Annotated in this window: 2 protein-coding genes; both read right to left on the reverse strand. The window is 75.1% G+C overall.

The features are described from left to right. The coding region (locus ACZ6EG_RS33860) for a type I polyketide synthase (protein WP_469610452.1) at positions 1-5,990 on the reverse strand (5,990 nt) is incomplete at its 3' end. Positions 5,991-6,088: 98 nt separating this feature from the next. Further along, a complete protein-coding gene (locus tag ACZ6EG_RS33865; RefSeq protein ID WP_469610455.1) occupies positions 6,089-13,210 on the reverse strand; it encodes a type I polyketide synthase in 7,122 nt (2,373 codons plus the stop codon). Between the last annotated feature and the right edge of the window lie 3 nt (positions 13,211-13,213).

Raw genomic sequence — 13,213 nt, forward strand, 5'->3', positions numbered from 1 at the left:
ACCACCGCCATGACCTCGTGCCCGTTGCGGACGGCGTCCGAGAGCCGCTCCACCAGCAGCACACCCACGCCCTCGGCCCAGCCGGTGCCGTCGGCGTCCGCGGAGAACGAGCGGCAGCGGCCGTCGGAGGCGAGGCCGCGCTGCCTGCTGAAGTCGACGAAGACGCCCGGGGTGGAGAGCACCGTGACGCCGCCCGCCAGCGCCATGTCACATTCGCCGTTGCGCAGCGCCTGGCAGGCCAGGTGCAGGGTGACCAGGGACGACGAGCAGGCGGTGTCCACGGTCATGGCCGGGCCTTCGAGTCCGAAGGTGTAGGACACCCGGCCGGCCAGCACGCTGCCGGCGGTGCCGGTGCCGAGGTAGCCCTCGACCCCCTCCGGCAGCACGGTCACGGTGGCACCGTAGTCGTGGTACATGAGTCCGGCGAACACTCCGGTGGAGCTGCCGCGCAGCGAGGTCGGGTCGAGTCCGGCCCGTTCGAAGGCCTCCCAGGAGGCTTCCAGCATCAGCCGCTGCTGGGGGTCCATCGCCAGCGCCTCGCGTGGCGAGATGCCGAAGGGCACGGGGTCGAAGCGGTCCGCGTCGTGCACGAAGCCGCCCTGGAGGACGTAGGACTTGCCGGCCGCGTCGGGGTCGGGGTCGTAGAGGGCCGTGGTGTCCCAGCCGCGGTTGTCCGGGAAGGGACCGATGGCGTCGGAGCCCGTCGCCACCAGGCGCCACAGGTCCTCGGGGCTGTTCACCTCGCCGGGGTAGCGGCAGCTCATCCCGACGATGGCGATGGGCTCGTCGCTGCCGACGGTGCGGTCGGCCCGCACCGGCGCCGCGGTGTCCGCCCCGATCAGGCGGGGCAGCAGGTGGGCCACCAGGGCCTGCGGGGAGGGGTGGTCGAAGACGAGACCCGCGGGCAGCCGCAGACCCGTCACGGCGCCGAGCCGGTTGCGCAGTTCCACGGCGGTCAACGAGTCGAAGCCCAGATCCTTGAACGGCTTGTGGTCCTCGATCGGCTCCGCGCCGGTGTGCCCGAGGACACCGGCGACCTCGGACCGCACCACCTCGGTGAGCAGCTCGGTCCGTTCGGCCTCCCCGAGGCCGGCGAGGCGCTCGCCCAGCGGAGAGGCGGCACCGCGCACCGCACGCCCCACCTCGGGCAGGACGCGGCGGGTGACCAGACCCCGCAGCAGGGGCGCCACCCCGGCCGGGTCACGGTCCGCGGCCTCCCGCAGCTCGGCGAGGTTCAGGCGGAGGGCGACCAGGTGCGGGGTGTCGCCCGTCCGGACGGCGTCCAGGACGGCCAGTGCTTCGTCGGTGGCCAGCGCGGAGCCCACCCGCCGGATCCTGGCCCGTCCCGTCTCGTCCAGCCCGGCGGAGATGCCGGAGGTCTCCGCCCACAGGCCCCAGCCGACGGAGACGGCGCCCGGCCTGCGGCGGGCGACGGCGTCCAGGACCGCGTTCGCCGCCGCGTAGCCGGCCTGGCCGGGGGACCCGAAGGTCGCCGAGGCGGAGGAGAACAGCACGAACAGGGAGACGTCGCCGACCAGGTCGTCCAGGTGCAGCGCGGAGGCCGCCTTGGCGTCCAGCACCGCGTCGAGCCGGTCGGGGGTCAGGGAGGTGACCACGCCGTCGTCCACGATGCCGGCGGCGTGCACCACCCCGGTCAGCGGCCGGTCGGCGGGGATGCCGGCGAGTACCTCGGCGAGCGCCTCGCGATCCGCCGCGTCGCAGGCGAGGGCACGGGCGCGGGCCCCCAGGGCGGCCAGCTCGGCGATCAGTTCGTCGGCCCCGGGGGCTTCGGGGCCGCGTCGGCTCACCAACAGCAGGTCGCGGACACCGTGTCGGGTGGCCAGGTGCCGGGCGACGCGGCCGCCCAGGACGCCGGTCCCACCGGTGACGAGTACCGTGCCGTGCGCCTGAGCCGGGTCCGGCGCGACGGGGGGAACGGCGGCGCGGACGAGACGGGGCGCGCACAACCGGCCGTCGCGTAGGGCGAGTTGGGGTTCGTCGGCCTCCGTCAGGCCGGTGACCGGTGTGCAGCCTTCGGACGGGTCCAGGTCGAGCAGGACGAAACGTCCCGGGTGTTCGGTCTGCGCGCTGCGCACCAGCCCCCACACCGCGGCGGCGGCCGGGTCGACCGGGGTGTCCCCGGCGGGCACGGCGCCTCGGGTGAGCAGGACGAGACGGGAGGCGGCGAAGCGCTCGTCGGCGAGCCAGGTCCGCACATACTCCAGGGCACGGTGGGCGGCGCGGCGGACCGCGGCGGGCCCGTCCAGCGTCACCGGGCCGTCGGGGTCCCCGGGGTCCGTGTCGGTGTGGACGGCCACCAGGGCGGGCGGCTCGGCCAGGGCCGTCAGTCCCTTCGCGCCGGTGACGACCGTCCACGGGGCGGCCGGGCCCGGGGCGGGCAGGGCGGTCCACTCGACGCGGAAGAGCGTGTCGGGCGGGATCCGGCCCTCCATGGGCGCCGCCGGACGCAGCACCAGGGACTCCACGGAGGCGACCGGCCGTCCCGTCGGGTCGGCGAGTTCGAGCGAGACGGCGTCCGTACCGGTGGGGGTCAGGCGTACGCGCAGGGCGGTGGCGCCCTTGGCGTGCAGGGTGACGCCGGACCAGCTGAACGGTATCCGGACGGCCGGGTCCTGCTGCGAGGGGCCGCTCAGGGCCGCGCAGTGCAGGGCCGCGTCGAAGAGGGCGGGGTGCAGGTCGAAGCCCCCGGCGTCCGGGGCGGCCGCGTCGTCGGCCACGACGGGCAGCGCCACGTCGGCGTACACCGCGCCGTCGGGGGCGCGCCAGGCGCCGCGCAGGCCCTGGAAGAGGGGCCCGTAGTCGAGGCCGGCGGCCGCCGCGGTGGCGTAGAAGTCGTCCAGTGCCACCGGTTCGGCGTCGCGCGGCGGCCACTCGGCCAGGGTGTCGCCAGCCGTCGGACGGGCGGGGGCCAGGACGCCGGTGGCGTGCCGGACCCAGCCGCCGTCGGTGCCCACGATCCCGTCGGCCTCGTCGGGGCGGGTGTAGAGGGCGATCTCCCGGGAGCCGTCCGCGAGCGGGGGGCCCACCTCCGCCTGGATCCGGAGACCGCCCGACTCGGGCAGGTGCACCGGGGTGTCCAGGGTCAGCTCGTCCACCACGGCGCAGCCCACCTGGCTGCCGGCGTGCAGGGCGAGGTCGACGAGCGCGGTGCCCGGGACGAGTACCGCACCGAGCACACGGTGGTCGTCGAGCCAGGGGTGGGTGGTGCGGGACAGCCGGCCGGTGAGCACGAGGCCCCCGTCACCGGCCACCGAGACGAGCGCGCCCAGCAGCGGGTGTCCGGCGCCGCTCAGGCCGACCGTCCTGAGGTCGGCCGGGCGGGTGGGGGTCGGCCAGTAGCGCTGTCGCTGGAAGGCGTAGGTGGGCAGATCCACCCGGCGGGGACTCCACGGTTCCAGGACGGCCGCCCAGTCGGGGTCGAGCCCGGCGACGTGCAGCCGCGCCACGGCCCGCAGCAGGCTGTCCGTCTGGTCGCGGCCCCTGCGCTGGAGCGGAACGGTGACGGCGGTGTCGTCCTCGGCGCCGACCAGGGCGCTGAGCAGTCCGTCGGGGCCCACCTCGACGTACCGGGTGACGCCCTGGCGTGCCAGTTCCTCGGCGGTGTCGGCGAACCGGACGGTCGAGCGGACCTGGCCGACCCAGTGCTCCCAGGTCGTCGGGTCGCTGTCGGGGCCGACGGTGGAGACCAGCGGGATCGTCGGCGGGTGGTAGGTCAGGTCGCGCGCGATCGCGGCGAACGCGGCGAGCATGGGTTCCATCAGGTGCGAGTGGAAGGCGTGCGAGACCACGAGCCGCTTGACCTTGCGGCCCTGACCGCGCAGCCGTTCCTCCAGCGCGCCGATCGCGCGGGCGTCACCCGAGACCGTCAGGGACGTCGGCCCGTTGACCGCCGCGAGGTCCACGCCCTCGGGCAGTTCGATCTCGCCCTCGGCCGCCTCGACGGCCAGCATCGCGCCGCCCTCGGGCAGGTCCTCCATCAGCCGGCCGCGGGCCGCGACCAGGCGGCAGGCGTCGTCCAGCGACAGGATGCCCGCGACGTGGGCGGCGGCCAGCTCGCCGATCGAGTGGCCCGCCAGTACGTCGGGGCGCAGGCCCCATGACTCCGCCAGGCGGAAGAGGGCGACCTCCACGGCGAACAGGGCCGGCTGGGTGTGGACGGTGCGGTCCAGTGCCGCGCCGTCCTCGAAGACGACCTCCTTCAGAGGCCGCTCACCGCCCACCTTCTGGCACACCGTGTCGAAGACCTCGGCGAACACCGGGAAGGTGGCGTACAGGTCACGCGCCATGCCCGCGTGCTGCGCGCCCTGTCCGGTGAACAGGAAGGCGGTCAGGCCGGGCCGTACGGCGCCGGTGAGCACGTCGGGCCCGGTGCGGCCCTCTTCGACGTCCCGCAGGCCGGCCCGGGCGTGCGCCAGGTCGGTGGCGAGGACCACGGCGCGGTGCTCGTGGGACCGGCGGGTCGCGCCGAGGGAGTGGGCGAGGTCGACGAGTTCGGTGGCGGCCCCCGCCCCGTCGCCCAGGAAGGTGCGCAGCCGTTCGGCCTGCGCCGCCAGGGCCGGCGCGGTCCGGCCGGACACCGGCAGCGGCACCGTGCCGGGGGCGGGCCGACGGGTCGCGGGCCCCTCGGCGGGGGCCTCGACGGGTGCTTCCTCCAGGATGACGTGCGCGTTGGTGCCGCTGATGCCGAAGGAGGAGACGGCCGCCCTGCGGGGCTGCTCACCGGCTTCCCAGGGCTGTTCCCCGGTGAGCAGTTCGATGCGGCCCGAGGACCAGTCCACGTGCGGGGTGGGCACGTCGGCGTGGAGGGTGCGGGGGAGCACGCCGTGGCGCATCGCCAGCACCATCTTGATCACACCGGCGGCCCCGGCGGCGGACTGGGCGTGGCCGATGTTGGACTTCAGCGAGCCGAGCCACAGCGGACGGTCCCGGTCCCGGCCGTAGGTGGCCAGCAGCGCCTGCGCCTCGATGGGGTCGCCCAGCGTGGTGCCGGTGCCGTGCGCCTCGACGACGTCGACCTGGTCGGGTGTCAGGCGGGCGTCGTCGAGCGCGGCGCGGATGACACGTTCCTGGGCGGGACCGCTGGGGGCGGTGAGGCCGTTGGAGGACCCGTCCTGGTTGACCGCGCTGCCGCGGATCAGCGCGAGCACCGGGTGGCCGTTGCGGCGGGCGTCGGAGAGCCGCTCGACGAGCAGGACGCCGACGCCCTCGCCCCAGCCGGTGCCGTCCGCGTCGGCGGAGAACGCCTTGCACCGGCCGTCGGAGGCCAGGCCGCCCTGACGGTTGAACTCGTGGAAGGCGATCGGGTGCGGCATGACGGTGACCCCGCCGGCGAAGGCCATGGAGCAGTCACCGGCGCGGATGGACTGGGCCGCCAGGTGCAGGGCGGTCAGCGACGAGGAGCACGCGGTGTCCACACTGACGGCGGGCCCCCGCAGGCCCAGGGTGTAGGCGATACGGCCGGAGAGTACGGCGGTGGCGCTGCCGGTGAGCTGGTAGCCCTCGGTACCGGCCATGCCCGCCTGCATGTTGATGCCGTAACCCTGCCCGGTGGTACCGATGAACACGCCCGTACGGGAGCCGCGCAGCGTGTCGGGATGGATTCCGGCTCGCTCCATCGCCTCCCAGACCGATTCCAGGACGAGCCGCTGCTGCGGGTCCATGGCGAGCGCCTCGCGCGGGTTGATGCCGAAGAACGCGGGGTCGAACATGCCCGCGTCGTGCAGGAAGCCGCCCTGGGACGCTTCGGGGGCCGCGATGCCCTCGGCGCCCACCAGGGGACCGTCGTCCCAGCCGCGGTCACCGGGGAACGGGGTGACGGCGTCCGTGCCGGAGGCGAGCAGCCGCCAGAGGTCCTCGGGCGAGCGCACGCCGCCGGGCAGGGTGCAGGCCACCGACACCACGGCCATGGGCTCGTGCTCCTGCGACTCGGCCTCGCGCAACCGCCGGCGCGTGTCGTGCAGTTCGGCGATGGCCCGGCCGAGGTAGTCACGGAGCTTGTGCTCGGTGGGGCTCTTGCTCGCTTCGGTCGTCATCGTGCTCTCCCGCGGGGTTCTTGGAGCGGCGGCGGTCACTTGAGTCCCAGATCCCTCTCGACCAAATCGAACAGTTCGTCGTCCGTGGCGTCTCCCAGCCGGTCGGCCAGGGCGGCGCTCTCGGCCGAGGCCGTACCGGTACCGGTCCCGTTCCGTGCCGTGGCGAGCAGCGACTCCAGTCGCATCACGATCCGGACCCGGTCGAGGTCGTCGCCGGAACGGCGGGCGAGCGCCGCCTCGAGCCGGTCGAGGTCGTCCGCCGACGGCAGGTCGTCGACGGTGTCCTCGGGCATCAGCAGGCCCAGCAGGTGCTCCGCCAGCGCGACGGGCGTCGGCTGGTCGAAGACGAGCGTGGCCGGCAGGGTCAGGCCGCTCGCGGAGGCCAGCCCGTCCCGCAGCGCCACGGCGGTCAGCGAGTCGGCGCCCAGGTCGCGGAAGGTGCGTTCCGGCTCGATGTCCTCGGCTCGCGCGTGGCCGAGCGCGACGGCGGCGTGGGTGCGGACCAGCTCCAGCGCCGCGCGTTCGCGCTCCACCGGCGACAGCCCGGCCAGCCGGGCGCGGAACCCGTCCTGCACCGTGTCGGGAGCGGCTGTGGCCGCGGCGGGCCTCAGGGCACGTACCTCGGGCAGTTCGGCCAGCAGCGGGCTGGGGCGCAGCGCGGTGAAGGAGGGTTCGAACCGCTCCCAGTCGACCTGAGCGGCGGCGGTGGACGGTTCGCGGGCGTCGAGCGCCTGGCGCAGGGCGACCAGGGCCGGGCCGGGCTGGAGGAGTGAGATGCCGCGGCGCAGCATCGGTTGCACGGCGGCCTGGTCGACCATGCCGCCGCCGTCCCACGGCCCCCAGGCGACGGAGAGGACGGGGGCGCCTTCCCGGCTGCGCTGCTGGGCGAGCGCGTCGAGGTAGGCGTTGCCGGCCGCGTAGCCGCCGTGCTGTCCGACGCCCCACATCGCGGCGATGGAGGAGAAGTGGACGACGGCGTCCAGTCGCGTGGGGTCGAGCAGTTCGTCGAGGTGACGGGCGCCGGCGACCTTGCCGCCGACCAGGTGGGCGAGGTCCGCGACGCCGGTGTCGGCGAGCGGGGCCAGCACGCCCAGGCCGGCGGTGTGCATGACGGTCCGGACGGTGACGCCGTCGGCGGCCAGCGCGTCGAGCACCCGGCTGACGTCGTCGCGGTCCTGCAGATCGCAGGCCACGACGGTGACGCGGGCGCCGAGGGCGGTGAGTTCCCCGGTGAGGTCGCGGGCGCCCGGGGCGTCGGGGCCGCGCCGGCTCAGCAGGACGAGGTGTTCGGCGCCCTCGGTCGCCAGCCAGCGGGCGACGTGGCCGCCGATGGCACCGGTGCCGCCGGTGATCAGTACCGTGCCGTCCGGTGTCCATCCCGTACCGGGTCGCGGGGGGACGGGGTCGGCGTGGCGCAGCCGTCGTCCGAGGGCGGCCGAGGCCCGGACCGCCACCTGGTCCTCGCCGTCGGTGCGGGTCAGGGTCGCCGCGAGCCGGGCGGCCAGGCCCGGGTCGTCACCGAGGCCGTCGGCGGGCAGGTCGACCAGACCGCCCCAGTGGCGGGGGTGTTCCAGCGCCGCCACCCGGCCCAGGCCCCACACGGCGGCCTGGGCCGGGCTGGCCGGTGCCTCGTCCTCACCCGCGCCGACGGCGCCCGCGGTGAGGGTCCACAACGGGCCCGGGTCGACGTCGAGCGCGGCGTGCAGCAGGCAGAGGGTGCCGGCCAGGCCGGCGGTGAGCACCGGGTGGTCCGGGTGCGGCGTCTCGTCCAGGGCGAGCAGGGAGACCACGCCGCGGAGTTGTTCGCCGGGGACGACGTAGTCGCGGAGCAGGTCCGCGAACTCCTCCGCGTCGGTGTGGGAGGCGTCGACGAGGAGCAGGTCGACGTCGCCCTGCCGTTCGGTGAGCGCCGCGCGGCAGGCGTCGACCGTCGCGTCGGCGTCGTCCGTGGCCACCAGGAGCCACCGTCCCGCGCAGGATGCCGCGGACGGCTCCTCCAGGGGCTTCCAGGCGATCCGGTACCGCCAGGCGCCGACGGTCTCGTACGCGCGGGCATCGCTGTGCCAGGCCGACAGGGCCGGCAGCAGGGGTTCCAGCGCCGCCGGGTCGAGGCCCGCGGTGGCGGCCAGGGACTCGACGTCGCCGTCGTCGACGGCCGCCCAGAAGCGGGATTCCGCCGGTGAGGCGGCGGGCGCCGGTGCCGCGGTCGCGTCGGGCGCCGGGGGGTCGGGCCAGTAGCGGGTGCGCTGGAAGGGGTAGGTGGGCAGCTCGACCCGGTCCCCCGTACCCGTCACCGCCGGCCAGTCGACCTCCGCGCCCCGTACGTGAGCCCGGGCCACCACGCGCAGCAGCGTCTCCGCCTCGCCGTGCCCCGAGCGCAGCGCGGGGACGGCCACCAGGCCGTCGACCTGCTCCTGGGCCAGGGCCGAGAGCACCCCGGCGGGGCCCAGCTCCAGCGCCGTCCGCACCCCGGTGAGCCGGCCGAGCGCGTCGGCGAAGCGGACCGGCTCGCGCACCTGGCCCACCCAGTACTCGGGCGTGGCCAGGTCACCGGGGGCGGTGGTGAGGACCGGGATCCGCGGGGCCTGGTAGGTCAACGACCGCGCCACGGCCGCGAAGTCGGCCAGCATCGGCTCCATCAGGCGGGAGTGGAACGCGTGCGAGACCGCGAGGCGCTTCACCCGCACACCTTGCGCCCGGAACCGCTCCTCCAGACCGGCGATGGCCTCCGCCTCCCCGGACACCGTCACCGTCATGGGCCCGTTCACCGCGGCCAAGTCCACCCCGTCAGGCAGCTCCAGAGCTTCCTCGGCCACCTCCACGGCCAGCATCGCCCCACCGCCCGGCAACGCGTCCATCAACCGCCCCCGCGCCGAAACGAGCACGCAGGCGTCGTCCAGCGACAACACCCCGGCCACCTGCGCGGCGGCCAGCTCGCCGATCGAGTGCCCCACCAGCACATCCGGGGCCACACCCCACGACTCCAGCAACCGGAACAACGCCACTTCCAGCGCGAACAACCCGGCCTGCGCGTAGACCGTCCGCTCCAGCAGCCCCGCGTCCTCGCCGAACACCACCTCACGCAACGGACGCTCGAGATCCACCCGCGCACACACCGCGTCGAAGGCATCCGCGAACACCGGGAAAGCCCCGTACAGCTCCCGGCCCATCCCCAACCGCTGCGAACCCTGACCCGAGAACAGCAGCGCCAGGCGGCCGGAGTCGGCGAGGTCGCGGACGGTCAGGTGGCCGGCGTCGGCGAGGTCGGCGAGTTGGGTGAGCAGGGCCTCGCGGTCGTGTCCCAGGGCGACGGCGCGGTGTTCCAGGGGGGCCCGGCCGTCCGCCAGGGAGACCGCCACGTCGACCGGGTGGAGAGCGTCGTCCCGCGTGACCCGCTCGGCCAGTCGGACGGCCTGCTCCCGCAGCGCCTGCGGAGTGCGGGCCGAGAGCACCCACGGAACCAGGGGCGGGGCCGCCCGGCGCGCGGGGCTCGCGGAGCCGGTCGGAGCGGGAGCGTGTTCCAGCACCACGTGTGCGTTGGTGCCGCTGATACCGAAGGCGGACACTCCCGCTCGGCGGGGGCGGTCCAACTCCGGCCACGGACGGGCCTCGGTGAGCAGTTCGACCGCGCCCGTCGTCCAGTCCACCTCGGGGGTGGGGTCGGTCACGTGCAGGGTACGGGGCAGCACACCGTGCCGCAGCGCCATGACCGTCTTGATGATGCCGCCGACCCCGGCCGCCGCCTGGGCGTGTCCGATGTTGGACTTCAACGACCCAAGCCACAGGGGGCGTTCGGGGTCGCGCTCCTGCCCGTAGACGTTGAGCAGGGCCTGCGCCTCGATCGGATCACCCAGCTTCGTGCCGGTGCCGTGCGCCTCCACGAGGTCCACCTCGTGCGGTCCCAGACCGGCCGTCGCCAGCGCCGCCCGGATCACCCGCTGCTGGGAGGGGCCGTTCGGCGCCGTCAACCCGTTGGACGCGCCGTCGGAGTTCACCGCGGAGCCGCGCACCACCGCCAGGACCTCGTGCCCCTTGCGCCGCGCCTCGGAGAGCCGCTCCACCAGCAGCAGACCCACCCCCTCGCCCCAGCCGGTGCCGTCCGCGTCGGCGGAGAACGCCCGGCAGCGGCCGTCGGAGGCCAGGCCGTCCTGCCTGGCGAACTCGGAGAAGACGCCGGGGCTGGTCATCACCGCGACTCCGCCGACGACGGCCATCGTGCACTCGCCGTCGCGCAGCGACCGCGCCGCGAGGTGCAGGGCCACCAGGGACGACGAGCAGGCGGTGTCCACGGTCAGCGTCGGGCCCTCCAGCCCGAAGACGTAGGCCACCCGGCCGGAGAGGACGCTGCCCGACATTCCGGTGAGCGAGTGTCCTTCGGAGCCGGGGACGGTGACGCCCACTCCGTATCCGGACGGCGAGGCACCGATGAAGACTCCGGTGGGCGTCGAGCGCACGGCGTGCGGTCCCAGACCGGCGCGCTCGAACAGCTCCCAGGAGGTCTCGAGCAGCAGCCGCTGCTGCGGGTCCATCGCCATGGCCTCGCGCGGTGAGATGCCGAACAGGTCGGCGTCGAAGGAGGTGGCGTCGTGTACGAAGCCTCCGACGCGGGTGTAGGAGGTGCCGGGTCCCGTGTCGTCGTCGGTGGGCCACCCTCGGTCGGACGGGAAGCCGCCGACCGCGTCGATGCCCTCGGCGACCAGCCGCCACAGTTCCTCGGGCGAGGAGGCGCCACCCGGGTACCGGCATGCCATCCCGACGATCGCCAGGGGCTCGTCGGACGCCTCGGCCGTCGTGCCGGTCTCGCGGTCGTCGCCGCTGACCAGCGAGAGAACGTGGCGGGATACGTCCGAGGGGGTCGGATGGTCGAAGACCAGCGTCGTGGGCAGGCGCAGGTCGAGAGCGCCGGCCACCCGGTTGCGGACGGTGACGGCGGTGAGGGAGTCCACGCCCAGGTCCTTGAACGGGCGGTCGGCGTCGACCGGTTCGGTGTAGCCGAGGACCGCCGCCGTCTCCCGGCGGACCAGGTCCAGGACGGTACGGGCCCACTCCGACTCCGGCAGCCCGGCCAGCAGGCTCCGCACGGCCGAGGCCCGGTCCTCGACGGCCGGTCCCCCGGTCAGGGCCTCGGTGGCCTCGGGGAGGGCCGAGAGCAGCGGGCTGGGCCGGCGGCTGGTGAAGGCGGGGGTGAAGCGCGCCCAGTCGACGTCCGCGACGACCACGCAGGTGTCGCCGGTGTCGATGGCGTGCTCCAGGGCGGTGACGCACAGCCCCGGCGGCATGGGGCGCAGGCCCCGGCGCCTCAGGTACTCGTCGGCACCGTCCCGGGCGGCCATGCCGATCTGGGCCCAGGAGCCCCAGGCCACGGCGGTCCCGGTCCGGCCGGCGGCCCTGCGGGCCGCGACGAGGGCGTCGAGGTGGGCGTTGGCGGCGGCGTAGGCGGCCTGGCCACCGCTCCCCCACACTCCGGCGATGGAGGAGAACAGCACGAACAGTTCGGCGTCGGGCAGGAGCGCGTCGAGGTGCTCGGCGCCGACGGCCTTGGCCCTCAGTCCCTCGGCCAGGACGGGTACGGAGGTGGAGTCCAGCGGTTGGGCCGGATCGGTTCCGGCCGCGTGCACGACTCCGGTGACCGGGTGCTCGGCGAGCAGGGCGGCCAGGGCGTCCCGGTCGGTGGCATCGCACGCGAGGGCGACCGCGGTGGCTCCCAGGTCGGCGAGTTCGGCGACCAGTTCGGCGGCGCCGGGCGCGCCGGGACCCCTCCTGCTGGTCAGTACCAGCTTCCGGGTGCCCCGGCGGGCGAGCATACGGGCGGTCTCGGCGCCCAGCGCGCCGGTGCCACCGGTGATCAGCACCGCCTCGGGTACCGCTTGCCCGGCCGGGGAGTCGCCGGCCGGCGCGTGGAGCAGGCGGCGCGCGTAGACGCCTTCGGCCCGTACGGCGACCTGGTCTTCCGTGCCGGCGAGCACGGCGGCGAGGCGGGACGTCGCCCGGGGCTCGGGGTCGACCGGCAGGTCGATCAGTCCGCCCCACCGCTCGGGGTGCTCCAGCGCGGCCACCCGGCCCAGCCCCCAGAGGCGGGCGGTGGCGGGGGCGACGATCCGGTCGGCGCGGTGCGTGGCGACGGCGCCGGTCGTGACGCACCACAGCGGGACGGTGACCTCGGCGTCGGCCAGTGCCTGGACGGCCGTGAGGGTCGCGCCGAGGCCGACGGACACCGCCCCGTCCTCGGGATGGGCCCGGTGGTCGTCGGCGAGGAGCGACAGGACTCCGGTGACCGGGTCCGCCCCCTCGGCTCCTTGGGCCGCCTCGCGCAGGAGTTCGCTGAGCCCCCACCGGTCGAGGGAGTCGTCGGGGACCGTGACGTCGACCGGTTCCGCACCCGCCTCCAGCAGCGCCCGGGCGCAGCGTTCGGCGTGGTCGGTGTCGACGCCCTTGGTGTGCAGCAGGAGCCAGCGCCCGTCGAGGGTGCCGGCCCGGGGGATGTCGAGGGGCTGCCAGGCTTCGCGGTAGCGCCAGGAGTTCACGGTGGAGTGTTCGGCTCGATCCCGACGCCACACCGCCAGCGCCGGCAGGACGGACTCCAGGCCGTCACGTGAGTCCAGGCGCAGGGTGCCGGACACCTGCTCGTAGTCGAGCCGGTCGACGGCTTCCCAGAAGTCCGCCTCGACGGGGTCGGCGTCCGTGGTACCGCTCGTGGCCGCCACCGCCTCGGGCGGGTCGGTCATCCAGTAGTGGGCGCGCTGGAAGGCGTAGGTCGGCAGGTCGACGGGGTCGGCCTGCGGCAGTACGCGCGTCCAGTCGACAGGGGCGCCGTGCACGTGGGCCTCGGCCAGCGCGGTCACCCAACGCCGCACACCCCCCTCACCGCGCCGCAACGTCCCCAGCACCACCCCCGCACCACCCACCGCCTCGATGCTCTCCTGCACCCCCACAGCCAGCACCGGATGCGGACTCACCTCCACGAACAGCGAACGCCCCTCGGCCAACAGGCCACGCGTGACCTCCTCGAACCGCACCGTATTGCGCAGATTGCCGTACCAGTACTCCGCATCCAGCCCAGCCGTATCCACCCGCACACCGGTCACCGTCGAATAGAACGGCACCGCGGAGGACACCGGAGCGACCGGGCCCAGATCCTCCAGCAGCCGCTCACGGATCCC

The organism is Streptomyces sp. NPDC041968 (assembly GCF_055589025.1).